Below are 24,277 nucleotides of genomic sequence, written 5' to 3' on the forward strand. Positions count from 1 at the left end.
CTGTAAGGAGTAGTAATGGAATCGGTATCAGTAGAGTTCGGTGGAAAAATTATTGAAATGCAAACCGGCCAGGTGGCACGCCAGGCTTCGGCGGCTGTAGTGGTGAGGCAGGGCGATAATGTCATTCTGGTCACGGCCGTGAGCAATAACGAACCCAAAGAGGGAATCGACTTTTTCCCTCTGACGGTCAATTATATTGAAAAGCGTTACAGCTCGGGCCGGATTCCCGGTGGTTTCAAGAAGCGTGAAGGCATGCCGTCGGATGACGAAACACTGATTTCGCGTCTGATCGATCGCCCGCTGCGCCCACTGTTTCCCGATGGATACTTCAATGAAACTCAGGTTATTGCCACGGTCATGTCATCTGACGGAGAGACGCCTGCTGATGTGTTGGCCATGTATGGCGCGGCTACAGCGCTGCATATCTCCGATGTTCCTTTTAATGGGCCCCTCGGAGCGTGCCGCATTGGCCGCATCGACGGTCAGTTTGTGCTGAATCCGACCTATGCGCAGATTGAGCAGAGCGACATGGACATCTCCCTGGCGGCCACGCGGGACGCGATCCTCATGATCGAGGCCGGCGCCAAAGAGGTTTCCGATCAGGATATCCTTGACGCCGTGGCTTTCGGCCAGCGTGAAATGGGTCGACTGCTGGACGCGCAGGAGCAACTGCGTACTCAGGCAGGAACCCCCAAGCGCGCGTTTACTCCCCAGCTGGTGCGCGATGAGGTTCGCGGTGCGGTGCGGGAGCAGTTTGCCGGACGTCTGCGCGACGCCCTGGCTGCTGGCGGCAAGATGGAAGTGTACAGCGCCATCGACCAGACGAAAAAAGATCTGCAGGAACACTTTGCTGCGGTTCTGGGTGAAGAGGAATTTGCGGCGCAGAAAAAAGAGTATATGCGGGCCTTTGGCGACCTTGAGCGGGACATCATGCGCGGACGTATTCTCGATGAAGGCAAGCGCGTTGACGGCAGAAGCCTCAATGAAGTGCGCCCCATCAGCATAGCCCCTTCCTTCCTGCCTCGCACCCATGGCAGCGTGCTCTTCACTCGCGGCGAGACCCAGGCCATTGTGGTGACAACGCTGGGTACCGTTTCCGATGAGCAGTTTGTGGAGAACCTTGAGGGTGAGCGTCGCTCAAACTACATGTTCCACTATAACTTCCCGCCCTACTGTGTTGGCGAGGCTGGTTTTCTGCGCTCGCCCGGACGCCGGGAAATCGGTCACGGCGCTCTGGCGAAGCGGGCCATTGAGGCGGTTCTGCCCCAGGGCGAGGATTTCCCCTATACGATTCGCATCGTTTCGGAGATCACCGAGTCCAATGGCAGTTCCAGTATGGCCAGTGTCTGCGGTGCGTCGCTGGCGCTTATGGATGCCGGTGTGCCCATTAAGGGAGCCGTTTCCGGTATCGCCATGGGCCTGATCCTTGAAGGCGATCGCTTTGCGGTGCTCACCGATATCCTTGGAATCGAAGATCACCTGGGGGATATGGACTTCAAGGTGGCGGGAACGTCCCGGGGCATTACCTCGCTGCAGATGGACATCAAGGTTGAAGGCATCACGCTGGAGATCATGAAGGCGGCCATCGAGCAGGCCAATGGTGGGCGCATGCACATCCTTGACCGCATGAATGAGGCCCTGGATACCCACCGCCCTGAGCTGAATCCCCACGCGCCCCGTATCGTGACCATCTATGTCAAGCCTGACAAGATACGCGATATCATCGGAACCGGCGGCAAGGTTATCCGCGGTATTGTGGAGCAGACCGGCGCCAAGATCGATATTGACGACGATGGTCGCTGTCTTGTGGCTTCCGCCAACAAAGAGAGCCTTGACATGGCGGTTGCCATCATCCAGGGAATCCTTGAGGAGCCGGAGATCGGCAAGACCTATAAAGGGAAAGTGAAGAAAGTTGCCGAGTTTGGCGCTTTCGTGGAATTCCTGCCCAATCAGGACGGCCTGCTGCATATTTCGCAGATTGACCACAAACGCGTTGAGCGGGTCAGCGATGTTCTGCAGGAAGGCGACGAACTGGAAGTACAGCTGATTGAAGTTGACTCCAAGACCGGTAAGTACAAGCTGTCCCGCAAGGCGCTGCTGGTTCGCCCTGCCGGTATGCCCGATGATGATTCCGATGGCGATGGCGCTGAGCGTCGCCGTCCGATGCACAGTAAACGCCGCTGAAGCAGTATTTTTCCTTGACTTGGGGTCGGGGGGTGTATATGCTTTGTCGGTTTTGTAAGAAAAATGATTGAGAGTTTCATGGAGGTGCAGCCGTGCAAGCGGTCATAAAAACCTGCGGAAAGCAGTACCACGTCAGCGAAGGAGATGTCCTGTCTGTCAGCCGTCTTGAAGGCGAGATCGGTGATGTCGTGCATGTCAATGAAGTACTTCTGCTCAGTGGTGACAGTGTTGTTGTTGGCGCTCCCTATGTCGAAGGCGCGAAGGTATCTCTGGAGATCCTGAGCCAGTACAAAGGGAAGAAGATTATCGCTTTTAAGTCCAAGCGACGTAAAAAATCGAAGTGTAAGCGCGGCTTCCGGCAATCGCTGACCAAGATTCGCGTTGCCAAGATAGAACAGTAACGAGTATTGAAGGAGTAGACCATGGCTCACAAGAAAGCAGGCGGCAGTTCCCGCAATGGACGGGATTCACAGTCCAAACGCCTTGGAGTGAAAAAGTTCGGTGGCGAACAGGTTCTGGCCGGAAATATTCTTGTTCGTCAAAGAGGCACGCGCTTCTATCCCGGTGAAAACGTTGGAATGGGCAGGGACTTCACCCTTTTCTCCAAGGTTGAGGGCAAGGTGACTTTTGTGACCAGAAAAGGTGGCAGAAGGTATATTAATGTTGTTGAAGCGGGCACGGAAAGCGCCAGCTGAACACAGGTGAATTTTAACCCCCGAGGGAGCACCAGCCATGCGTGGCCAGTGCTCCCTTTTCTCATTACAGATGTACCGTAAAAGAGTTTCATATGTTTATTGACAGTATCAGTATAAAGGTTCAGGGCGGCCGTGGCGGCAATGGCTGCATGAGTTTCCGCCGTGAGAAGTATGTGCCGCTGGGTGGCCCCGATGGAGGCTGTGGCGGCGCGGGCGGTAATGTCGTTCTGGAGGCTGATGAACGCTATCAGACGCTCCATGACTTCAACTACCAGCGCCACTATACCGCCAAGCGGGGGCAACACGGCAAGAGTGCCAATATGACCGGGCGCACCGGCGAGGATCTGGTGTTGAAGGTTCCTCCCGGAACCCTGGTGCGCGATGTTGCTACTGGTGAACTGCTGGCGGATATGGTGGAAAATGGCCAGCGATTCGTGGTGGCAGCTGGCGGTCGTGGTGGTCGGGGAAATCTCTGTTTTCAGTCTGCAAATAACAAGGCTCCACGCCGGGCTGATGATGGTCAGGAAGGCGAGTACCGCGAAATTGAGCTTGAATTGAAGCTGTTAGCCGATGTGGGTATTGCCGGGCTGCCCAATGCCGGCAAGTCTACTCTGATCTCGCGCATTTCATCGGCACGCCCGAAGATTGCTGACTATCCTTTCACAACGCTTGTGCCGCAGTTGGGGGTAGTGAAGGTTTCCGATTACCAGTCCATGGTGGTGGCCGACATTCCCGGCCTTATCCGCGGAGCCTCCGAGGGAGTTGGCCTTGGTCACCAGTTTCTCAAGCATATAGAGCGTACTTCCCTGATTCTCCACCTGGTGGATCTGGCCACAGATGAATATGACATCGAAGAGGCATATTCCATCGTTGACGAGGAGCTGCGTGCCTATGGAGATGAACTGGCCAGAAAGCATCGCATCGTAGTGGGTACCAAGACCGATAGTTGCCAGGATAGTGATCGTCTGCAAAAAATACGCAAGCTGGCTGAGGAAAACGGGTTTGACATAATTTTCATTTCCAGTATAACAGGCGACAATCTTGACGCCCTGGTGCGTCTTGCCTGGGAAAAGCTCTGTGATATTCGAGGTATACATGAAGTCCAGTGAACTTTTGGAGCGCATCCACCAGCTGGCGGATGAGAAACATGCAGCGGACGTGAAGGCCCTGGAGCTTGCAGGAGTCTCAAGCTTTGCCGATTATTTCTACATCTGTACAGCCCAGTCCGCGCGCCAGGCCCAGGCAATCGCTGACCATATTCGCGAGACGGTGAAGAAGGAAGCCGGTGTCAGCGTGCTGGGCGCAGAAGGCTATGATACCGGTGAGTGGGTTCTGCTTGATTTTGGAGATATTATTGTGCACATTTTTTCTCCCCAGCTGCGCGAGTACTATCGACTGGAGTCCCTCTGGGAGGGAGCGCCCGAGGTGAATTTTGAAGTATCGTCTTCTGAGCACCGGCAAGATCCGCAATAAGCATATCCAGGCACTGGTCGCCGACTATGAAGGGCGTATTCATCGCATGGTGCCTTTCGAAAGCGTTGAGATCGCCGATGAAAAGATTCAGTCTGGCCGGCCCGTCGCGGCCATTCAGAAGGCTGAAGGAGAGCGGCTGCTGAAAAAGATTCCCGCTGATGCCTGTACGGTGGTGCTTGATGAAAAGGGAAAGCAATTGAGTTCTGTTGAGTTGGCAAACTGGATTCAGGGCATGGAGAGTCGGTACCGGGAGATGATCTTCTGTATCGGTGGTGCCCTGGGGCATGGCGAGGAAGTGAAGGCGCGGGCTGATTGCCTCCTCTCACTCTCCGCCATGACCATGACCCACACGATGGCCCGGCTCTTTGCCGTGGAGCAGCTGTACCGGGCCTTCGCCATTCAAAAGGGTTTGCCTTATCATAATGAATAACTGGAGGTTTGCCATATGGCGATGAATCTGGAAAACGCAAAAGAAACCTTGATTCAGATGAAGCGGGATCTCTTGGAGGCTATTCGACAGCGCAGCGAACAGAGCAATGAGCTGGGTCGCGATGGTGCTCAGGACAGTGCGGATGAGGCCAACAATGATAACCTCCGCAATATCATGATTGAAATGAATGACCGGGACTCCCGCAAGGTGCGCCTGATTGAGCTGGCCCTTGATCGCATTGAAAAAGGCGAGTATGAGACCTGCATGGAGTGCGGAGAGCCTATTGGCACCGAGCGCCTGGAGTATCGCCCTTTTGCCCGTTACTGTCGTGACTGCAAGGAAGAACTGGAGCAATCCAAGGAAGTGGATGACTGATGTCCAGCCGGGCTGCACTGATTATTCTGGATGGTTTTGGCTTTCGCCCCGAGCAGCTGGGGAATGCGACCGTCGCCGCTGATATGCCATTTTATCGTGGGCTCCTGTCCCGGTATCCCCATACACTGATTCATGCCAGTGGCGAGGCGGTCGGCCTGCCGACCGGTCAGATGGGAAACTCGGAAGTGGGGCACCTCAATATCGGGGCCGGAAGGGTTGTCTACCAGGATCTTGTGCGCATCAGCAAGGCCCTTGGCGAAGGGAGTATCGCCGAAAATGAGACTGTGAACTCCTTTCTTGCGCAGGTGAAACCAGGGCGGACCCTGCACCTTATCGGGCTGTTGTCCGACGGTGGTGTGCATTCCCACCTCGAACACCTTTTTGGTCTTATCGACTACGCCCGTTCCCGCGGCGTGAAATCCATCGCCGTGCACGCCTTTCTGGACGGGCGGGATACGCCGCCACGCAGTGGCCTGGGCTATATCAGGCAGCTGCAGGATTTCCTGGCCAGCCGTCCTGGTGTGGTGCTGTCATCGGTCATCGGCCGTTTTTTTGCCATGGATCGTGACAAACGCTGGGAGCGGGTGGAGAAGGCGTACCGCCTGTTAATTCACGGTGAAGGGGAGGTCTGCCCCGATGTCGAAGCCGCGCTGGAGCGCAGCTATGCCAGCAATGTCACCGATGAGTTCATGGAGCCCCTGAAGTGCAGTGACATTCCCAATATAGCGTGCGATGACAGTGTTTTCTGCTTTAACTTTCGCTCGGACAGGGTTCGTGAACTGACACAGGCTCTGGCTCTGGACGCAGATCTGCCTTTCGCGACACCGGTAAAAATTCAACGCTTCCTGTGCCTTACCGAATACTCTGCCGACTTTGGGCTGCCCGTAGCCTTTGAGCAGCAGCCGCTGGCCGATATTCTCGGTGATGTGGTCAGTGCCCGGGGGCGAACCCAGCTGCGCATCGCCGAAACCGAAAAGTACGCCCATGTCACCTTTTTCTTTAATGGAGGAGTAGAGCGGCAGTTTCCCGGTGAGCAGCGGCTCCTCATTCCCTCTCCCCGTCAGGTCAGAACCTACGATGAAAAACCCGAGATGAGTGCCATGGAAGTGGCCGATGCTCTTTGCGCCCATGTGCGTCAGCAGCAGCCGGATCTGATTATTCTGAATTTCGCCAATCCTGATATGGTAGGACATACGGGGATTTTCGAAGCTGCTGTGGCAGCCTGCGAGGCGGTTGACCGTGCACTGGAAAAAGTTGTCAATGAGCTGCTGCAGCACGGGTATGCCGTATTGATCACGGCAGACCATGGCAACGCTGAACAGATGCTGGATGCCTCCGGCCAGCCGCATACTGCCCATACCAGTAACCCCGTGCCCTTCATTGCGCTGACATCGCAGCCATGTCAACTGCAGCAGCATGGTAAACTGGCGGATATCGCGCCGACGCTTCTGTATCTGATGGGTATTGAAAAGCCTGCTGCCATGACCGGGACACCGCTGCTCTCCCTATGAAACCGCTTGCACGTCTGTGTTCACGGGTTCTGGATATTGCCTATCCCCGCATCTGCCGTCACTGTCATCGACCCATCGAGCGTGAGTTGCAGGCCACGGCTTTGTGTGCAGCCTGTTCACGGCTCTGTGTCCTGGATATGTCCACCCAGCTTCTTGACCCCCTCTGGGTTACTTCCCTGTATACCTATAAATCGCCTCTGCTCTCCCTGCTGAAGTCGTGGAAATACAGCCGCGACATGCAGGCTTTGCAGACCCTGACCTGGTACTGGCGCAAAGGGATTGTCAGTATGCCCGATGAGTATTTCGCGGGCGCCGTAGTCACCTGGGTGCCCATGCATTTTTCCAAGTACCTGTACCGGGGCTTCAACTCGGCCCGGCAGCTGGCGCTGGATGTTCCGGGGGAGAAACGGACACTTCTGTGGCGCTACCTGCCCGGTTTCTCCCAGGCAGGCAAAGGGAGAAAAGATAGACTTGCCACGGCTGGCTTTGCTATAGTGCCAAAGAAATATAACGTTCAGAAAGTGGTGCTGGTGGATGATATTGTCACTACTGGAGCCACTCTGCGGGCATGCGCTGTGGCGCTGTTGCCGAAAACCGGGGGGAATGTGCGTGCAGTGACGCTTTTGAGGGCCGATTCGCTATGAAGTATACCGTGTCATCCAACGAAGTGAAGTTTCTGGAGTTTTTTACCCAGTCGCTTCTGCAGGCACAGTGCTTTTACCAGATGATCGTTGGTGTGGCTGGCCATGAGTCTTTCACCATCATCGTGCGTGGTGCTGCTGATGACGTGAAGGTTTATCAGCAGGAGGTCAGCTATAAGGATAATCCGGTCAGCAATGCTATTCAGAGTGTTTTTGAGACAGGCAAGTCAGCGGTGGTGTCGGCAACCCAGAACGAACAGGCTTTTCAGATACTGGCCTTTGCCTTCCCCCAGCTTCACGAAAAAGGTTTTGTGCTCTTTGACAGCAAAGGCTATTCAGAGGTCTTTTCCCAGGACACCATAACCTTTCTTCAGAATAAAGCGTACAGCGTCGGTAACCTCAAAGGTCTGCTGATGAGTACCTTTGAATCCTACCAGAGTCAGATTAACCGCATGCGCAGAGATGCGGCTGACTTTTTTTTCCAGTCTCAGGGAGACAAGCCCGAATGCGACGAAGCAACGGCGCAGCTGCAGGAGATGCAGAACATCCTGGCTGTGGTCAAGGAAAGTCGTCGTAAACTCTACACCCTTTTTGACAATATCTCCGTTGGCCTGTGTTCTATTGATCCATCGCTGGTTATCGTCAATGTAAACCGTTATTTTGCCAGGGCCATAGCGGGTAAGGATGTCAAGGATCTGGTGGGGCAGTCGCTGAGCCCCTATGTCAATATCAGTCAGCACATGGCAACCATTAGTGAAGTGTTTGCTTCTGGCGAGGGTCGCACCACGGTGGTCGACGAGATGGGGGGGCATGGGAGTAACCGCACCTTTTCCGTTGAGCTGTTTCCCATTTCTGAAAATGATGCCATTATAGAAGTGGGACTGCTTTTCAAGGATATCACGGAGCTCATGAAGACCCAGAAGACCTTCCGTGATTTTCAGAAGTTCACCCAGAACAAGTTCAAGAACCTTGATTCGCTGCAGAAAGAGTACAGCCTGCTCTCTGAGAAGTACAAGGCACTCTATTCGCGCTATGTAAGTGCGACAAAGGAGTTCCAGGAGATGAGCAAGCGCCACCAGCTGCTGGGCGTGAAGTATGAGCAGGCTGTGGGGCTTATTGAAAAGGGCGAGCAGGGAAAGTTGATGGTGGAGAAGCTTGCGGAGCAGAAGAAGCGGCGTGAGCTCGTATTGCTGCTCTCCCGTCAGAAAGAGATGGTGGAGAACCTTCTCATTGAACGGGCCGATGTTGCCAAGTCATTTGGCGAGGGGTATCAGCGCTACCTGCATCAGATATCCCTCTACCTCAATCGTGTTGATAATATGGTGAGCAAGTCGGGGCTGAGCAGTGCCCAGCTTGAGGAGGTGCAGGAGATGACTGTGGAAGTGCGCCAGCAGCTTGAGCGTTTTACGCAGTTGATAGCTCCGGTCTTTGAGGTGGTCAGTGATCTGCGTGGCAAGGTGCAGTCATTCTCCCGCGAACTCCATGAGTTTGTGCAGAAATATTCCCGCGAAGGAGCTCCAGAGGAAGAAGAGAGTTCCTCGGGTGAATACACCTACCGGGCACTGGCTCCTACCCAAGCGCCCCGTGAAGCGGGCAGCCGCGACGGAATACAGATGTTTGTTCTTTCTTGAATTCTGATATACGCAGAACTGCAGACTACAACTTTTTCTCCAGGAGGATTGTATGAAAATTGCCATCAATGGATTCGGCCGGATCGGACGTTCGGTTTTCCGCATTGCTTCACAGCGTAAGGATATGGAAGTGGTCGCCATTAACGATCTGACAGATCCCGCCACCCTGGCGCACCTGCTGAAATATGACTCGGTTCACGGGATTTTCGGCCAGGAAGTCAAGGCTACTGAGAAGGGCATTGTCGTTGATGGCAGGGAGATCCGGGTCTATGCGGAAAAGAATCCCGCAGATCTTCCGTGGAAGTCCCTGGGTGTTGACTATGTCGTCGAGTCCACCGGAATATTTACCAGCAAGGAAAAAGCCGAGGCGCATATCAAGGCCGGAGCGAAAAAGGTCATAATCAGCGCCCCAGGGAAAAACGAGGACATAACCATAGTGATGGGCGTGAACGAGGGCAACTACGATCCGGCCAGCCACCATGTGGTTTCCAATGCCTCCTGCACCACCAACTGTCTGGCGCCGGTTGCCAAGGTTGTTGTCGATAACTTCGGTCTGGTAAAAGGATTCATGACCACCATCCACTCCTATACCAATGACCAGCGCATCCTCGATTTGCCCCACAGTGATTTGCGACGCGCGCGGGCTGCTGCCATGAGCATGATTCCCACCACCACGGGCGCCGCCAAGGCTGTTTCGCTGGTTATTCCTCAGGTGAAGGGGAAGCTTGACGGCGTTGCCGTGCGAGTCCCTACCCCCAATGTGTCCGTGGTCGACTTTGTCTGCCAGGTGGAAAAGAACACCACGACTGAAGAGGTTAACGCCACCCTGAAAGCCGCGGCCGAAGGCCCCATGAAAGGCATCCTGTCCTTCTGCCAGGAGCCCCTGGTCTCCATCGACTTCATGGGGAACAGTCACTCCAGTATCGTTGATGCCGATAACACCAAGGTAATGGATGGTAACCTGGTGAAGATCTTCTCCTGGTACGATAATGAGTGGGGCTACTCCTGCCGTTGCGTCGACCTGATCGCCTATATGGCATCACGCTGATTCGGGGGAAGCATGGCCAAGCAAAGCGTGCGCGATATTGATTTCCAGGGGAAGCGGGTTTTTGTCCGCGTCGATTTCAATGTTCCGATCAAAGATGGCGTGGTGCAGGACGCAACGCGAATTGAAGCCGCTGTTCCCACCGTGGAGTATATTGCCGGTATGGGAGGCAAGGTTATCCTTGCCTCCCATCTGGGGCGCCCGAAGGGTAAGCCCGATGCAACATTTTCCCTTGAACCCGTTGCCGCCGAGCTCGCGAAGCGCATGGGCCGTCCAGTGGTATTTGTGCCGGACTGCGTTGGGCCGAAAGTGGTTCAGGCGGTTGCTTCCATGCGGGCTGGCGATGTCGTCCTGCTGGAAAACACACGCTTCTACCGTGAAGAGGAGCAGAATGACCCCGAGTTCTCCCGCAAACTGGCTGAGAGTGCCGATATCTATGTGTGCGATGCCTTTGGCTCTGCTCACCGTGCTCACGCTTCCACCGCAGGTATGACCGCGTATATTGCGCAGAGGGTCACCGGCTTTCTCATGGAAAAGGAGCTGGAATACCTCAGTGTTCGTATCAGTCAGGCTGAGGCGCCCTTCGTGGCTATTCTTGGCGGCGCCAAGGTCTCCGACAAAATCCCGGTTATCGAAAACCTCTTTGATAAGGTGCACCATATCATCATCGGTGGCGCCATGGCCTACACTTTCCTCAGTGCCCAGGGAATACGCACCGGGAAATCCATGGTGGAAGAGTCCATGAAGGAATATTCCCTGCAGCTGCTGGCTACGGCGCAGCGCAAGGGCGTTAAAGTGCATCTGCCCGTCGATCACGTGGCCGGACGGGAGTTCTCCGAGGTGACGGAAAAGCTGATCACTCCCGATGCCCATATCCCCGACGGGTATATGGGTCTTGACATTGGCCCCCGCACCAGGCAGGCGTTTCAGGAGATTATTGCGGAAGCCAGGACGGTGCTGTGGAATGGCCCCATGGGGGTGTTTGAGTGGCAGAGTTTCGCCGAGGGAACCTTTGCTATTGCCGCCGCCATGGCGAACAATACCGCTGCTACCACCATTGTTGGTGGTGGTGATAGTGTCAGCGCCATTCAGCAGAGTGGTCTCGCTGATCGCGTCAGCCATATCTCCACTGGCGGGGGAGCCAGCCTGGAGTTACTCAGCGGCGTCGACCTTCCAGGTGTGGCCTGTCTTTCAGACAAATAATTTTCTGTCACTTCCGTCCTGGCAGGATTGTATACACACGCTTGACGAGATTGTATACACATGGTAGATTACGGCGTTTTACTCTCTCGGGGTGCGCTTGTATCTATTTGTGAACGGGCGTATTAAGTATTGCTCAAGGGGTTTATCGTGATTGATTTGAATGTGACGTTTTTTATTCAACTTGCGAATTTCCTGATTTTCCTCGTCCTTCTCAATCATATCCTCATCAAACCCATGGTATCCATGCTGCAGAAAAGAAGGACCACCATGGAGGGTTCCGCCGCTCAGGTGCAGAGCACTGACGAACTGGTTGCCCGCAAGAAAGCAGAGTATGAGGATGCTTTGGCCCAGGCCAAAAAAGAAGCCAAGGATTATGCCGAAGCCGAGCGTCGCGCGGCACTGGCCCAGCAGGAAGCTCTTCTTCAGGAGGCGCGGCAGGAGTCCGAAGCTCTTCTGCAGTCTGGACAACAACAGATTCAGCAGCAGATGGAAACATCACGCAAACAGCTTTCCGGCGAAGCTCAGTCGCTGGCTGAGCTGATCAGCTCGAAGTTGATGGGGAGGGCATCATGAACCGCCGTCTTTGCGCTCTGCTGGGCCCGATTCTCATCCTGATACCGACCATGGTGCAGGCTGCCGAAGGTTATCCCACCTTCAGTTCCATGTTTCCCAAAGCGTTTAACTTCTTTCTCCTGGCAGCATTGTTGTATTTTATTCTGAAAAAATATGTCATAGCCTTTTTCAAGGGGCGTACAGAACGCATTGAAAGTGAGCTCAGCGCCGCTCGCAAGGCCCAGGAAGAGGCGCAGCGCAAGGCGGCCGAGTACGAGGAGAAGTACCGTACCGTAACCGACGAACTGGCGAAGCTGAAAGAGACCATGCGCATATCTGCCCTTGATGAAAAAGAAAAGATTCTGGCTGAATCCAAGGAGATGGCGGATAAAATGGTGGCCAACGCCAAGTCTGCCATTGAGATTGAGTTCGCCAAAGCTCAGGCGGAAATCCGTGAGCTGGTTCTTGAAAGTGCCTTCACCGTCGCCAGGGATAAGCTCAAGGACACCATGGACAGTGCCAAGAATGAAGAGCTGGTCAAGGAATATGTCAGTGGTATAAGGGGGATGAAGTGAGTGAATCCATAGTAGCCCGGCGCTATGCGCTGGCGGTATATGAGCTGCTCAAAGCACAGTCAGCCACCGAGATTTTCGCGGCGGAGGTTGGCGCTTTTTCCCGTGAAATGCTGAGCTCCGATGAACTTGCCCACTTCTTTCTCAATCCGACCGTCCAGAAGCGGGATAAAATTACCGCTCTGGAGCTGAGCAGCAAAGGCATGCATTCGGTGTGTGCCCGATTCCTCGTGCTGCTGGCTGCGAAGGGTCGTCTGGGAATTCTGGACGCTATTGTTCGTGCCTACGAAAATATCTATAACGATGACCGCAACCGGGTGGTCGCTCAGGTGCGCTGTGCGTTTCCCCTGGACGACAAGGGCCTTGAAGAGATTCGTCAGGCCCTTGCTGCCATTACCCGCAAGGAAATCGAAGTGCAGACAGAAGTGGATGAAACGCTGATCGGCGGCGTTTGCGCCCAGATCGGTTCCGTAGTTTATGATGGATCCCTGCGCGGCCATCTGGACAAGATGAAAGACAGCTTAGTAAAAGCTTAAATTTTATAGAGGTGACGTGACTCATGCAGATTAAAGCTGAAGAAATCAGCCGGATAATCAAGGAGCAGATCGCAGGGTTTGAAAAATCCTTCGATGTGCAGGAGACCGGCAAAGTCATTTCGGCAGGTGACGGTGTTGTACGTATCTACGGCCTGGAAAACGCCATGGCCGGTGAGCTGCTGGAATTTCCCGGTGATCTTTACGGATTGGTACTGAACCTTGAAGAAGACAATGTCGGTGCGGTTTTGCTGGGTGAGGCCACTGCCATTAAGGAAGGCGATACGGTCAAGCGTACCGGTCGCATTGCCCAGGTTCCCGTTGGCCCTGAAATGGTTGGCCGCGTTGTCAACGCCATTGGTCAACCCATTGACGGCAAAGGCCCCATTGACGCCAAGGAATTCGGCTATCTGGAACGCAAGGCGACAGGCGTTATTTCCAGAAAATCAGTTCACGAGCCACTGCAGACCGGTATTAAAGCCATTGACTCCATGATCCCCATCGGACGTGGACAGCGCGAACTGATCATCGGTGACCGCCAGACCGGAAAAACCACGATTGCCATAGACACCATTCTGAACCTCAAGGGTGAAGATGTTTACTGTATCTATGTTGCCATTGGCCAGAAGCGCTCCACCGTTGCCCGCGTGGTCAACGTTCTCGAAGCCAACGGTGCCATGGCCTATACCACCGTTGTGGCGGCGACGGCTTCTGAGCCCGCTCCCATGCAGTTCCTGGCTCCTTATGCCGGTTGCACCATCGGTGAATATTTCCGTGACAACGGCAAACACGCCCTCATCATCTATGATGACCTGAGCAAGCAGGCCGTTGCCTACCGTCAGCTCTCCCTGCTGCTGCGCCGCCCACCAGGACGCGAAGCATATCCCGGGGACGTCTTCTACATCCACTCGCGCCTGCTTGAGCGCGCCGCCAAGCTCAATGATGACCTGGGAGCCGGTTCACTGACCGCTCTGCCCATTATTGAAACTCAGGCCGGTGACGTCTCCGCCTATATTCCCACCAACGTCATCTCCATCACCGATGGTCAGATCTTCCTGGAGTCCGACCTCTTCTATGCTGGTCAGCGACCTGCGGTAAACGTGGGTATCTCCGTTTCCCGTGTTGGTGGTGCCGCGCAGATCAAAGCCATGAAGCAGGTTGCCGGTACGCTGAAGCTTGAGCTGGCCCAGTATCGCGAACTGGCGGCTTTCGCCCAGTTTGGCTCCGACCTTGATCCTGCCACCAAAGCTGTTCTCGACAAAGGCGCCCGTCTCTCTGAGCTGCTGAAGCAGCCTGAGTACAGCCCCTTCAAGGTAGAAGAGCAGGTGGTCAGCATCTACTGCGGTGTCAAGGGACATCTCGACGATATCCCCGTCAGCGCCGTTGGCAAGTTTGAAAAGGAATTTATCGCCTACATGAAATCCCAGCAGTCCGACATCCTCAAAGGCATTGTTCAGAAGAAGCAGCTGGACGAAGAACTGGAAGGAAAGCTCAAGGCAGCCATCGCAGAATTCAAGAAAACCTTTAGCGTTTAAGGAATCAGGGCATGTCAGGTTTCAAGGAAATAAAACGCCGAATTAATTCGGTCAAGAGCACCCGGCAGATTACCAAGGCCATGAAAATGGTTTCAGCTGCCAAGCTGCGCAAAGCACAGGATGCCATCACCAATGCCAGACCCTATGCCACGAAGATGCAGGATGTCATCGACAGCCTTTCGTGGAGGGTCTCCAGCGACGCGCACCCCATGCTGCGGCAGGCAGAGTCGGTAAAAAAGATAGCAGTGTACGTGATCACCTCTGATCGCGGACTCTGCGGCAGCTTCAACGGCTCGGTGATACGGACCGCCAAGAATTTTGTGCGCGACAGGCGTGCTGCCGGACAGGAAGTGGATATTTATGCTCTGGGCAAGAAAGCGCGGGATCTGTTTCGCCGTGACCAGGGCTTCCAGAAAGCCTATACGGATATCAGCCAGTCCTATCAGTTTGAACTGCTGCGACCCATTATCAACGAACTCAATGAAAAGTTCATTGATGGTGAGTACGACGAGGTGCATGTCATCTTTAACCGCTTTGTCTCCGCGCTTACCCAGCAGCCGATCACCCATCGACTGCTTCCGCTGAGCCCTGCCGATGAGCCGGACAATGTCCCCGTCGAGGAGAGCCAGCGCCTTGACTACACCTATGAACCCCAGGATGAACTGTTACTGGCGCAGCTTTTGCCCAAGCATGTTGAAGTCCAGGTTCACACCATGATGCTTGATTCCGTTGCCAGTGAGCATGCCGCGCGCATGACCGCCATGGACTCTGCAACGAACAATGCGTCGGAAATGATCGACAAACTCACCCTGCTCTACAACCGGGCACGGCAAGCCGCTATCACCACGGAGCTCACGGAGATTATTGCCGGAGCAGAAGCGCTGTAAAACGAGGATAAGGAAGGAATAGGTATGAATACGGGAAAAATTACCCAGGTCATCGGTCCCGTCGTGGACTTTGCCTTTGACGCCGACAAAATACCAGCGGTATACAACGCCCTGGAGATACAGCTTCAGGATCGCAAACTGGTGCTGGAAGTGCAGCAGCACCTTGGAGAGGGCATGGTACGCGCTGTTGCCATGGACTCCACCGACGGACTGGTTCGCGGGATGGACGGCATTGACACCGGCAAGCCCATTGCGGTCCCTGTCGGCAAGGCCACGCTCGGGCGCATTCTCAACGTTATCGGCGAGCCCGTTGACGAAGGTGAGCCAGTGAACGCAGAAGAGTACTGGTCAATCCACCGTGAGGCTCCCTCGTTCGTGGATCAGGACACCCAGTCAACCATGCTGGAAACCGGCATTAAGGTTGTCGATCTGCTCTGCCCCTATGCAAAGGGTGGTAAAATTGGTCTGTTTGGTGGCGCCGGTGTTGGCAAGACCGTTCTCATCATGGAGCTTATTCGCAACATCGCCACCGAGCACGGTGGATACTCTGTTTTTGCCGGCGTCGGTGAACGTACCCGCGAAGGCAATGACCTCTATCATGAAATGAAGGACTCCGGTGTTATTGATAAGGCCGCGCTGGTGTATGGTCAGATGAATGAGCCTCCCGGAGCCCGTATGCGCGTTGCGCTTTCCGGCCTGACCATCGCGGAGAATTTCCGCGAAGATGGCCTTGACGTCCTGCTCTTTGTCGACAACATCTTCCGCTTTACCCAGGCGGGCTCTGAGGTATCGGCTCTGTTGGGCCGTATGCCCTCTGCGGTTGGTTATCAGCCGACACTCTCCACCGAGATGGGGAACCTGCAGGAGCGCATCACGTCCACGAAAACCGGTTCCATTACCTCGGTTCAGGCAGTTTATGTGCCAGCGGATGACCTGACTGACCCCGCGCCTGCCACCACCTTCGCCCACCTTGACGCTACTACGGTTCTGAACCGTTCCATCGCCGAGCTGGGCATCTACCCTGCGGTGGATCCCCTTGACTCCACATCCCGTATTCTTGAGCCCGGAGTCGTGGGTCAGGATCACTACCATGTGGCCCGCGCTGTGCAGAATATTCTGCAGCGCTATAAGGCGCTTCAGGATATTATCGCCATTCTGGGTATGGACGAGCTTTCCGAGGACGACAAACTGATAGTAAACCGTGCCCGTAAGGTTCAGCGCTTCCTGTCACAGCCCTTCTTTGTTGCTGAAGTCTTCACCGGCTCGCCAGGAAAGTATGTTCCCGTGAAGGAGACCATTCGCGGCTTCCAGATGATCATTGAAGGGAAACTGGATCACTTGCCGGAGCAGGCCTTCTACATGGTAGGTACCATTGACGAAGCCATAGAAAAAGGCGAGAAAATCCAGGCCAGCGTAAAAAAGTGAGTGTGAACTGATGGCCGAAAAAATTCGACTGGAACTGGTGACACCGACCAAGCAACTCCTCAGTGTTGATGTGGACTCCATTTCCATGGTAGGTACCGAAGGCGACTTCAGCGTCCTGCCCAACCACACTCCCATGCTGACGACTCTGGAAATGGGCGAACTCAGCTATCAGGTGAACGGCGAAACCCACTTTGTCTTTGTGGACTGGGGTTTCTGTGAAGTACTTCCCGATAAGGTCATAATCCTGGCGGAGACCAGCGAGCTTGCCTTTGATATTGATGTGGAAGAGGCGAAGCGACTGCGGGCAGAAGCCCAGGCGATCCTGGATCAGAAGCGTGCGGAAGATGATGTTATCTTCGAGCAGGCCCGCGTCGAGCTGCTCAAGCAGATTGCCCGCTTGGGAGTAGCCTCAAAGATTCGAATGTAGGCTTTTTGCTGAGTTGCCTTGAATCAGATACACCAACCGGGAAGCTTTCGGGCTTCCCGGTTGTTTTTCATTGGATACACTCCATCACTTCGACACCATAACGGAAAGGTCCCGCGTGCTGCTCCCACCCCTTATTTTCGGAACCCTGATTCAACGCTATAAGCGCTTTCTGGCAGATGTCCGTCTGGAAGACGGCACCGTCGTCACGGCACACTGTCCCAACTCCGGCAGCATGCTTGGCTGCGCTGAGCCCGGCAGTGTGGTTGCCCTTTCCCGCAGTGATAATCCCAGGCGCAAGCTGTCATATACCTGGGAGCTGGTGCAGGTTGATGGCAACTGGATCGGCATCAATACTTTCCGCACCAATGGTATCGTGGAAGAGGCGGTCGCGGGTGGGGCTGTCCCGGAACTGCAGGGGTATGCTTGTCTGCGCCGTGAGGTGCGCTACGGGCACCAGCGCAGCCGCATTGATCTTCTTCTGGAGGATGATCAGCGTGGGAGGTGCTATGTGGAAGTCAAGAGTGTCACCCTGAAACTGGATGGGCGGGCCTGCTTCCCCGATGCTGTGACCACCAGGGGTCAGAAACATACTGAGGAGCTTATGGCCATGGTGGCAGAAGGGCATCGTGCCGTGGTATTTTTTCTCGTGCAGCGAAGTGACGTGGAGTGTTTCACACCAGCCGATGCCATTGATCGGCGTTATGGCCAGCTGCTGCGTCAGGCGCTGCAGGCAGGTGTCGAGGTCTGCATCTATGGAACGGAAATTTCCCCCGCTTCCATCGTCGTGGCAGAGGCTCTGGCAGGAGATTGGAGGCAGCATGAAGAGCAGCAGACATGAGTTGACGGTGGACGCCTCCCGGCGCCTGGATCAGTTTCTCGCCGCCACGGAGCTTTTCTCCCGGAGTATGGCTCAAAAACTGGTGGCCCAGGGGCATGTCCAGGTGAACGGCACGGTGATCGAAAAAGCCTCTTACAGCCTGCAGCCGGGAGATCTGGTGTGCGTGCAGCAGCCAGCACCTGTGGACCATGCCACTGTGGTGGGCCAGGAAATTCCCCTGAATATCTGGTATGAGGACGAGTCCCTGCTTGTCGTCAACAAGCCTGCTGGCATGGTCGTGCATCCGGCTGCCGGCAACTATGATGCCACCCTGGTAAATGCGCTGGTGCACTATCTTGGGGATGGATTGCCCGCAATCGGTGGAGTGCTACGCCCGGGTATTGTTCACCGTCTTGACAAGGACACCAGCGGACTGATGCTCGTGGCCAAAACAGAAGTGGCCCATCAGCGGCTGGTCAGCATGTTTGCCGCCAAGGAGATCGATCGGTGCTATCTGGCGCTGTGCCATGGATCGCTGGATGATTCCGGGGTTATTGAAGGCAATATCGGGCGCGATCCGAAGGATCGCAAGCGCATGGCCATTGTTGAGGCGGACAAGGGCAAGACGGCTCGCACCCACTACCGCCTGCTGGAAAAATTCTTCTGCCATCAGCAGTGGGTTTCCCTGATCGAGTGTCGCCTTGATACCGGTCGCACACACCAGATACGCGTGCACCTGCGCTCCGTGCAACGCCCTTTGCTGGGAGACCAGGTGTATGGGGTAAAAAAGGAGCCGGGCTATGTGAGTATGCGACGCCAGGCGCTCCACTCGGCCTCCCTGTGTCTTCAGCATCCGATCAGCGGTGAAGTGGTGGAGCTGCAGTGTCCGTTGCCGGAAGACATGCGTGACCAGGTCGAGAGCCTGCGCAGGCGAAGCAGCTGATGGTGCAGGCATCCTGTGAATCAGCTATTTTCCGTACATGTCATCGACGGTGAAGTAGATTTCGCCGGTTGAGCGAAAGGTGCGATCCGCAAAGCTGTGGACGCGATACTGCAGGCCCCGGCGGTCCACGGAATAGCGCCAGTCAAGTTCTTCCGGATGCAGGGCGTAGCCCCTGTCGTCGGGAATTTTCCCCTCCAGGCCCGGGGGGACGTAGCCGGCTACATTGACCATGGTTTCTTCTCCCCGGTCGGTGAATCCCCTCAGAATCTTGAATCGCTCATGGACATGCACCACTTGTCCCTGGCGCAGCAAATGAATTTCCCCATCAACCAGCGCTTCAAAAAATTCCGTTGGCTCATCGGCCAGACGGACTTCAATGATGCCGCGGTCTTCATTATTGCGACGGATCACGATTTTTGTCTCTTCCGCGACGGAAAAGCTTCTCAGGCTGTCATCATAGAATCCGGTGCCGTAAATATCGGGATACCAGCCGATGGGGCTGCTGGCATTGATTTCCTGCACGGCAATGCTGTCGCCGGGCCGAACGTGGATGCGCCCGCTGGGTGGCATGGTGCGCGCAGCGCCGTTGATGGCGATGGTGACGCTGTGCAGGTGGTCCGTGTGTGCCAGGAAGATGCCGATATCGGCATAGGTGTTCCACGGGCGGTGGTACTCAATGCCCACGGCAGCCGCGAAACCCTCGATGGCATTGATGTGGTAGAAGACTTTCTGATTGATGTCCGGCAGGAGTTTGGAAGCTTCCATGCAGAATGCGGGCACACCCAGCTGGGTCAGGGTAAAAAATGTCAGACTGGTGCGCTGTTCGGCATGAATGGTCTGCGGACTGGCGGTATTGTGGTTATTGACGCGAAACTGGTGGTCCTCATGGAGGATCTGCCCGTTGAGGGTCTGGATGATCTCTTCGGCGATACACTGAAGGCAGACTGTGCCGTGCCTGGTTTCGTGGTAGATATCCGTGTCGATGATAATGGACTGTCCATAGCGCCGGGGATTGCGCACATTATCAATATACTCAGGGTGGTAGAATCCTCCGCCGTCGTGAAGGCTGAGAATATAGTCGTACTGGGGGATTATGGAAATCAGTTCCCGCACGGTGCGCTGCTCCGGGATTCGGGGGGAGATATCATGCTCAAAGAGCCGGTTCATGTCAGCGTAGACCCCGCGGCGGTTCAGAATAATGGCGCGTTTGTTCATGCGGGGGATGACATGGATCTCCCCTTTGCCAACCACCCCTTCGAGGGCGTAGTCCGCTGCCAGGTAGCCGCCGGGCTCATCACCGTGGATGCCGCCGATAACCAGCACCTTGGGCCCTGGCTGCCATTTGGAGGCCTTGGGGACTTCGTGAATATCGAAAGCGAAGTCATGGTTCGCCAAAGTGATGGGCGGAGAAAGGAGCAGCGTGAGGAAAAAGAACACGCAGGCACCCCCCCGCGTAATGAGCGGGGGGCACAAACGTGCGAATGGGGAAGGAGTGGCGCCTTTGGGAGTGCTCAAAGCCTACTCTTTCAGACGTAAGCTCTTGGGCGCAAGGGCCACTTTGTCATGAGCCTGGAATTTGAAGTCATTGACGGTACTGTTCATCTGCTGAGCCAGGGCCGAAAGCTCTTCAATGGCTCTGGCAGCGTCTTCCGATCCACGGGCAGTTTCATCGGCGACATTTTTGATGTTTTCGATGCTGCGGGCTATTTCGCCCGTGGTAGCTGACTGCTCTTCGCTGGCGGTGGCAACCTGCTGGAACTGGTCATTGAGGGAGTTGACCACGACCACGATGCTTTCCAGAGCCTGGGAGGCCTGTCCGGCCAGGCTATTGGCAAGTTCGACCCGCTCCTGTGTGTGCATCATGGTGTCATTGGTCTTGACCGCGTCACCCTGAATTCCCTTGATCTTGGTGGCAATTTCCTTGGTGGCATTCTGAGTGCGCTCTGCCAGCTTGCGGACCTCGTCGGCCACGACGGCAAAGCCGCGCCCATGCTCGCCGGCACGGGCCGCCTCGATGGCGGCGTTCAGAGCCAGCAGGTTTGTCTGGTCGCTGACTTCATCGATAACCTGAATGATTTCACCGATTTCCCGGGCGCTTTGATTCAGGCGCTGAACCATGTCATTGAGCTCTCCGGTGGCCTGCTGCACAGAACTGATTTCATGCATGGCTTTGGAAACTACCGAGCGACCCTCAATGGCAGTGTTGTTGGCGTCCGAAGCTTTTTCAGCACTCTGTGAGATCAGCCTGGAAATTTCCACTACAGTCGAGCTCATTTCCTCAGCGGCGCTAGCGACCTGGGCTACGGCATCGGCCTGTTCGTTGGCCCCCTCGCTCATGGCGGCTGTGGTCTCGCTGAGCTGAGTGCTGTGGCTTGCTACCTGAATGCTTGATTTATTAAGTTTTTCAAAAGAGAGGCTCAGGTCATCGAAGGTTTTATTGATTGATGTCACCAGTGTGCTGATTTCGTCATTGGAGCTGCTTTCAGGCACGCGCTGGGAGAAATCGCCCTGGGCAGCATCGCCCAGTACATCCACCACCACATTGATTTTCCGGGTGATCAGCCTCTCAAGCAGTTTCATCATGAAAAGGGTTACGGCGATCAGCATCACGACAGCAATGCCGATGACCTGCAGGGTCGTGCGGGTTACGGCTGCCTGGATAGGGGCGAGGTCAGCGATGACTTCATAGGCTCCGTGAATCTGTCCGACTCTCCAGCCTTCCATGGGAAAACCCAGCGGGTCTATACCGTCGCCGGAAATACTGTCAGCGCGGGTTCCATGGCAGACCATGCAGTTCTGGTCGAGTACGATTGGCTTCATGTAATAGAGAGCATTTTCCTGGCGATTCACCCGGTACAGTTCATTGAGGCGCTTTTCCGTTGCTTCACGTAACATGCCGGCTTCGAAGTCTGTGGGGGTGTTTTCCGGGTTTCGTGGCTGGAACTTTGGGACGCGGAAGGTGTAGTTGGAAAACTCCGCGTTTTCCAAGGCAACTCTCCAGCCAGCGATAATGGGAATAGTATAGTAGGCACCGGTTTTGCGCAGCTCCTGCAGACGCTGCTGCTGCGGAAGCTGGCGCAGGCGCTGGAAGTCACTGTTGATGGCGTGCTCATCCAGAACACCCATTTGCCGCAGGTTTGCTACGTAGGTGCGCGCGTTCTCGGCCTGGGTTGTGATGGCGCGGGCCTTTTCCACCAGCATGTCCTGGGCGATGCTGTCTATCTCAGTTTTCGCAACGAAAATGAATATAACGGACATGAAAATAAAAGCGATGGCAATGGCGAGTTGGACTTTTGCGCTGATGGATTGTAGCATTGTGCCTCCTGTGGGCGCTGATAGAGTAAAACAGTTGCGCTTTCCATAGTAGATGTTTTTGAGCCACTTATACAAGAGTAATCTATGTTGAACGTTGTATTGTTTGAGCCTCGTATACCTCAAAATACCGGAAATATCGGCCGCCTGTGTGTTCTCACCGGCTGTCGGCTGCACCTGATAGAGCCCCTGGGTTTTTCCCTGGACGCCAGGCACCTGCGTCGCGCAGGGCTGGACTACTGGGAACACCTGCCCCTGCGCGTTCATGGGACGCTTGCGGAATTCCTTGAGTATGTGAACTTCCAGAAAGGTACACTGTGTGGCATTACCACGAAGGCGCGCAGACCATACACGCAGATTCCCGTCGATGGTGGCCCGCTCTTCGTCATTTTCGGTCGCGAAGATACCGGGATGACTGAGGCGCTGCACGGGGCCTGCGGCGAAAAACGCTACCGGTTGCCGATGCGGGAATGCTCCAGTTGCCGCAGCATGAATCTGTCCAGTAGTGTTGCTGTGGTGGTTTATGATATATTGCGAAGGCAGGGTTTTTCTGAACTTTTGTAGCGGCAAGTTTCATTTTAGGCTCTTTGTCCATGTAAAGGGGATAATGCATGCAGGATCAGCAGGAACTGTTGGGAGAAGAAGAGACCAGTGGCAGCGGTTCTTCTGAACTTTGTGAAACCACTGTCGGCAGCTGGTTTGATCTTTTCTGGCATGACAATCGCCAGAGGCAGGAGTTTCTCTACTACTGTGGCGTTGTCCTGCTGCTGATTCTTGCCGTTGGAGTGCTGGGGGGAATGTACCTGCACCTGGACGATGGTCATAGCGCTGGCAGCCGCTCGCTGGTTGTGCTGGTTCTCTCTTTTGCCGCAGGTGGCGCACTTGCCATTGGTTTGCTGTATGGAGCACTGCTTGTCGGCTTTATGAAGAGGTGGAAACGGGATATGCTGAGCCGACTTTTTGATGTGCGTTCGGCCGCTGAGCTTGCCGGAACGGGGCCCGTTGGGGTGCGTCTGTTCAGTGGACTGCAGAACCCCATGGCCAGCGCGGCTTTCCTCTGGTCGACGGTGGGAAATACCCCCTTTGAAGAGTTTGTCGAGCGCTGGGTTGTTTATATCGAGGAAGATATGCTGGGAAAGATGCCCTGTATTCGCGGCAATCCCCAAGCGGTCATCAGCGTGAACGCCTATCCGGAAAAATATCAGAAGGTGCTCTTTGCCGATGGCCTTGTGCGTATGGATGGTTCCCAGACAGCGCTTTTCGGTGTGGTGCCTTTTCTTTCTGAAGGACTGGTGGCAGCAGACTACCAGGATTCCAAGGAGCTGCTCCTTTCCATGCCGGCAGAAATCGCAGAAATGCAGAAGCGCATAGGGGGAGGAGAGGGGGCGCCCAGGCGCGAACTTCGCTATCCATCAGAGCTTGAGCTTCTGATACCCGAAGACACACTGGATGTTCTGACGGTATTTGATATTGATCTGGCCAAGTGGCACTTCGATGTCTTCAGTCGCCAGTACAGCCTGGAGCAATTCACGGAAAGCCCCCGGGAGTTCCGCGTGAAGGTGCTGGAGTACTTTGGGACAGTGCCGACGTTTCAACGCATTCGTGCCGGTATGCACGATCTCGAATCCAGTCTTGCCAGCTCCTACGGTAAGGCCTTTGGCTTGCTGCTGGATGAATTCGGCTATCGGCATAAGCGTAAGACCTATGAGCAGTTTGTTCGTCAGTGTACGCGCCTGTTTCGCCTGTTCATGATGATGGAGCACCAGATTCGGGAGTTGACCGTTCGCGATCGGGTGAGCATTGCCCTGTTGCGCAATCATCTGCGTGAAATGCCCTGGGAGATGGCGGTGCTGATGGTGGGCCCGCCCCGGGCGATCATCGCCCAGCTGAATATTGCCGGTATTCGACCTGACAGGCCCTATATTTTTTTCCTGAAAGAGGCAGGGGTTGATGATCTTGGTGAGTCGCCCTATCGGCGAACCATTGAGTCAACACTCGAAGAGGCTGGTTATAAAAGCTTTGAGCTGTGTTTTATGCCACTGCCGTGAGTGTGAGATCCGCAAAAAAGACGCCCATGAGGCGTCTT

Annotated in this window: 25 protein-coding genes; 23 read left to right on the forward strand and 2 right to left on the reverse strand. The window is 55.1% G+C overall.

The genetic code is table 11. The features are described from left to right. Positions 1-15: 15 nt before the first annotated feature. The 21 genes from pnp to SELIN_RS11620 all read left to right on the forward strand — a co-directional run bounded on the left by pnp (position 16) and on the right by SELIN_RS11620 (position 18,879). On the forward strand, positions 16-2,184 hold the full coding sequence (gene pnp, locus SELIN_RS11520) for a polyribonucleotide nucleotidyltransferase (RefSeq protein WP_013506828.1): 2,169 nt from the start codon (positions 16-18) through the stop codon (positions 2,182-2,184). A 92-nt stretch (positions 2,185-2,276) separates the two neighbouring features. Next, positions 2,277-2,585, forward strand: a complete 309-nt coding sequence (gene rplU, locus SELIN_RS11525) for a 50S ribosomal protein L21 (RefSeq protein ID WP_013506829.1) — start codon at positions 2,277-2,279, stop codon at positions 2,583-2,585. Positions 2,586-2,606: 21 nt separating this feature from the next. Beyond that, positions 2,607-2,879, forward strand: coding sequence for a 50S ribosomal protein L27 (gene rpmA / locus SELIN_RS11530; protein WP_013506830.1), 273 nt, complete (start codon positions 2,607-2,609; stop codon positions 2,877-2,879). Positions 2,880-2,971: 92 nt separating this feature from the next. Further along, positions 2,972-3,988 (forward strand): GTPase ObgE, encoded by a 1,017-nt coding sequence (obgE, locus tag SELIN_RS11535; RefSeq protein ID WP_013506831.1) that lies wholly within the window; start codon positions 2,972-2,974, stop codon positions 3,986-3,988. Then, positions 3,975-4,352, forward strand: coding sequence for a ribosome silencing factor (gene rsfS, locus SELIN_RS11540; protein ID WP_013506832.1), 378 nt, complete (start codon positions 3,975-3,977; stop codon positions 4,350-4,352). Before obgE ends, rsfS begins: the two co-directional genes overlap by 14 nt. Beyond that, positions 4,312-4,782: a 23S rRNA (pseudouridine(1915)-N(3))-methyltransferase RlmH gene (locus tag SELIN_RS11545; protein WP_013506833.1), complete on the forward strand. Its 471-nt coding sequence runs from the start codon at positions 4,312-4,314 to the stop codon at positions 4,780-4,782. Before rsfS ends, SELIN_RS11545 begins: the two co-directional genes overlap by 41 nt. A gap of 15 nt (positions 4,783-4,797) precedes the next feature. After that, positions 4,798-5,157, forward strand: a complete 360-nt coding sequence (locus SELIN_RS11550) for a TraR/DksA family transcriptional regulator (RefSeq protein WP_013506834.1) — start codon at positions 4,798-4,800, stop codon at positions 5,155-5,157. Further along, a complete protein-coding gene (gene gpmI, locus SELIN_RS11555) occupies positions 5,157-6,668 on the forward strand; it encodes a 2,3-bisphosphoglycerate-independent phosphoglycerate mutase (protein ID WP_013506835.1) in 1,512 nt (503 codons plus the stop codon). Before SELIN_RS11550 ends, gpmI begins: the two co-directional genes overlap by 1 nt. Next, entirely contained in the window at positions 6,665-7,312 is a 648-nt protein-coding gene (locus SELIN_RS15145) for a ComF family protein (RefSeq protein WP_013506836.1), read from the forward strand. The genes gpmI and SELIN_RS15145 overlap by 4 nt, the downstream gene beginning before the upstream one ends. Beyond that, entirely contained in the window at positions 7,309-8,940 is a 1,632-nt protein-coding gene (locus SELIN_RS11565) for a PAS domain-containing protein (protein ID WP_013506837.1), read from the forward strand. The genes SELIN_RS15145 and SELIN_RS11565 overlap by 4 nt, the downstream gene beginning before the upstream one ends. 52 nt (positions 8,941-8,992) lie before the next feature. Further along, positions 8,993-9,988 (forward strand): type I glyceraldehyde-3-phosphate dehydrogenase, encoded by a 996-nt coding sequence (gene gap, locus SELIN_RS11570; RefSeq protein ID WP_013506838.1) that lies wholly within the window; start codon positions 8,993-8,995, stop codon positions 9,986-9,988. 12 nt (positions 9,989-10,000) lie between these two features. Then, a complete protein-coding gene (locus SELIN_RS11575) occupies positions 10,001-11,188 on the forward strand; it encodes a phosphoglycerate kinase (protein ID WP_013506839.1) in 1,188 nt (395 codons plus the stop codon). 147 nt (positions 11,189-11,335) lie between these two features. Then, entirely contained in the window at positions 11,336-11,761 is a 426-nt protein-coding gene (locus tag SELIN_RS11580; protein WP_013506840.1) for a F0F1 ATP synthase subunit B, read from the forward strand. Then, positions 11,758-12,315: a F0F1 ATP synthase subunit B gene (locus SELIN_RS11585; RefSeq protein ID WP_013506841.1), complete on the forward strand. Its 558-nt coding sequence runs from the start codon at positions 11,758-11,760 to the stop codon at positions 12,313-12,315. Before SELIN_RS11580 ends, SELIN_RS11585 begins: the two co-directional genes overlap by 4 nt. Further along, a complete protein-coding gene (atpH, locus tag SELIN_RS11590; RefSeq protein ID WP_013506842.1) occupies positions 12,312-12,848 on the forward strand; it encodes an ATP synthase F1 subunit delta in 537 nt (178 codons plus the stop codon). The genes SELIN_RS11585 and atpH overlap by 4 nt, the downstream gene beginning before the upstream one ends. A 23-nt stretch (positions 12,849-12,871) precedes the next feature. After that, positions 12,872-14,380: a F0F1 ATP synthase subunit alpha gene (gene atpA, locus SELIN_RS11595; RefSeq protein ID WP_013506843.1), complete on the forward strand. Its 1,509-nt coding sequence runs from the start codon at positions 12,872-12,874 to the stop codon at positions 14,378-14,380. Between the two features lie 11 nt (positions 14,381-14,391). Continuing rightward, on the forward strand, positions 14,392-15,267 hold the full coding sequence (atpG, locus tag SELIN_RS11600) for an ATP synthase F1 subunit gamma (protein ID WP_013506844.1): 876 nt from the start codon (positions 14,392-14,394) through the stop codon (positions 15,265-15,267). A gap of 18 nt (positions 15,268-15,285) precedes the next feature. Then, positions 15,286-16,692 carry a F0F1 ATP synthase subunit beta gene (gene atpD / locus SELIN_RS11605; protein ID WP_156788071.1) on the forward strand — a complete coding sequence of 469 codons (1,407 nt, stop codon included), beginning with the start codon at positions 15,286-15,288 and terminating at the stop codon, positions 16,690-16,692. A gap of 10 nt (positions 16,693-16,702) precedes the next feature. After that, positions 16,703-17,119, forward strand: coding sequence for a F0F1 ATP synthase subunit epsilon (locus SELIN_RS11610; RefSeq protein ID WP_013506846.1), 417 nt, complete (start codon positions 16,703-16,705; stop codon positions 17,117-17,119). 115 nt (positions 17,120-17,234) lie between these two features. Next, positions 17,235-17,957 (forward strand): DNA/RNA nuclease SfsA, encoded by a 723-nt coding sequence (gene sfsA / locus SELIN_RS11615; protein WP_013506847.1) that lies wholly within the window; start codon positions 17,235-17,237, stop codon positions 17,955-17,957. Next, positions 17,938-18,879 carry an RluA family pseudouridine synthase gene (locus tag SELIN_RS11620; protein WP_013506848.1) on the forward strand — a complete coding sequence of 314 codons (942 nt, stop codon included), beginning with the start codon at positions 17,938-17,940 and terminating at the stop codon, positions 18,877-18,879. Before sfsA ends, SELIN_RS11620 begins: the two co-directional genes overlap by 20 nt. 24 nt (positions 18,880-18,903) lie before the next feature. Here SELIN_RS11620 and SELIN_RS11625 read toward each other — a convergent pair whose 3' ends face one another. Both SELIN_RS11625 and SELIN_RS11630 read right to left on the reverse strand, forming a co-directional pair. After that, entirely contained in the window at positions 18,904-20,316 is a 1,413-nt protein-coding gene (locus SELIN_RS11625; RefSeq protein WP_013506849.1) for a M99 family carboxypeptidase catalytic domain-containing protein, read from the reverse strand. Positions 20,317-20,397: 81 nt separating this feature from the next. Next, positions 20,398-22,194, reverse strand: coding sequence for a methyl-accepting chemotaxis protein (locus SELIN_RS11630; RefSeq protein WP_013506850.1), 1,797 nt, complete (start codon positions 22,192-22,194; stop codon positions 20,398-20,400). Between the two features lie 84 nt (positions 22,195-22,278). Between SELIN_RS11630 and SELIN_RS11635 the strand changes: the two genes are divergently transcribed. Both SELIN_RS11635 and SELIN_RS11640 read left to right on the forward strand, forming a co-directional pair. Further along, a complete protein-coding gene (locus SELIN_RS11635) occupies positions 22,279-22,755 on the forward strand; it encodes a tRNA (cytidine(34)-2'-O)-methyltransferase (protein WP_013506851.1) in 477 nt (158 codons plus the stop codon). A 47-nt stretch (positions 22,756-22,802) separates the two neighbouring features. Beyond that, entirely contained in the window at positions 22,803-24,239 is a 1,437-nt protein-coding gene (locus SELIN_RS11640; protein WP_013506852.1) for a hypothetical protein, read from the forward strand. Positions 24,240-24,277 lie beyond the last annotated feature (38 nt).

This window comes from Desulfurispirillum indicum S5, assembly GCF_000177635.2.
GTDB classification, from domain to species: Bacteria; Chrysiogenota; Chrysiogenetes; order Chrysiogenales; family Chrysiogenaceae; genus Desulfurispirillum; species Desulfurispirillum indicum.

Coding starts and splice junctions, on each gene's coding strand:
- pnp (WP_013506828.1), top strand. CDS start 16: ATGGAATCGGTATCAGTAGAGTTCGGTGGAAAAATTATTGAAATGCAA.
- rpmA (WP_013506830.1), top strand. CDS start 2,607: ATGGCTCACAAGAAAGCAGGCGGCAGTTCCCGCAATGGACGGGATTCA.
- obgE (WP_013506831.1), top strand. CDS start 2,972: ATGTTTATTGACAGTATCAGTATAAAGGTTCAGGGCGGCCGTGGCGGC.
- rsfS (WP_013506832.1), top strand. CDS start 3,975: ATGAAGTCCAGTGAACTTTTGGAGCGCATCCACCAGCTGGCGGATGAG.
- SELIN_RS11550 (WP_013506834.1), top strand. CDS start 4,798: ATGGCGATGAATCTGGAAAACGCAAAAGAAACCTTGATTCAGATGAAG.
- gpmI (WP_013506835.1), top strand. CDS start 5,157: ATGTCCAGCCGGGCTGCACTGATTATTCTGGATGGTTTTGGCTTTCGC.
- SELIN_RS15145 (WP_013506836.1), top strand. CDS start 6,665: ATGAAACCGCTTGCACGTCTGTGTTCACGGGTTCTGGATATTGCCTAT.
- SELIN_RS11565 (WP_013506837.1), top strand. CDS start 7,309: ATGAAGTATACCGTGTCATCCAACGAAGTGAAGTTTCTGGAGTTTTTT.
- gap (WP_013506838.1), top strand. CDS start 8,993: ATGAAAATTGCCATCAATGGATTCGGCCGGATCGGACGTTCGGTTTTC.
- SELIN_RS11575 (WP_013506839.1), top strand. CDS start 10,001: ATGGCCAAGCAAAGCGTGCGCGATATTGATTTCCAGGGGAAGCGGGTT.
- SELIN_RS11585 (WP_013506841.1), top strand. CDS start 11,758: ATGAACCGCCGTCTTTGCGCTCTGCTGGGCCCGATTCTCATCCTGATA.
- atpA (WP_013506843.1), top strand. CDS start 12,872: ATGCAGATTAAAGCTGAAGAAATCAGCCGGATAATCAAGGAGCAGATC.
- atpG (WP_013506844.1), top strand. CDS start 14,392: ATGTCAGGTTTCAAGGAAATAAAACGCCGAATTAATTCGGTCAAGAGC.
- SELIN_RS11610 (WP_013506846.1), top strand. CDS start 16,703: ATGGCCGAAAAAATTCGACTGGAACTGGTGACACCGACCAAGCAACTC.
- SELIN_RS11620 (WP_013506848.1), top strand. CDS start 17,938: ATGAAGAGCAGCAGACATGAGTTGACGGTGGACGCCTCCCGGCGCCTG.
- SELIN_RS11630 (WP_013506850.1), bottom strand. CDS start 22,194: ATGCTACAATCCATCAGCGCAAAAGTCCAACTCGCCATTGCCATCGCT.
- SELIN_RS11635 (WP_013506851.1), top strand. CDS start 22,279: ATGTTGAACGTTGTATTGTTTGAGCCTCGTATACCTCAAAATACCGGA.
- SELIN_RS11640 (WP_013506852.1), top strand. CDS start 22,803: ATGCAGGATCAGCAGGAACTGTTGGGAGAAGAAGAGACCAGTGGCAGC.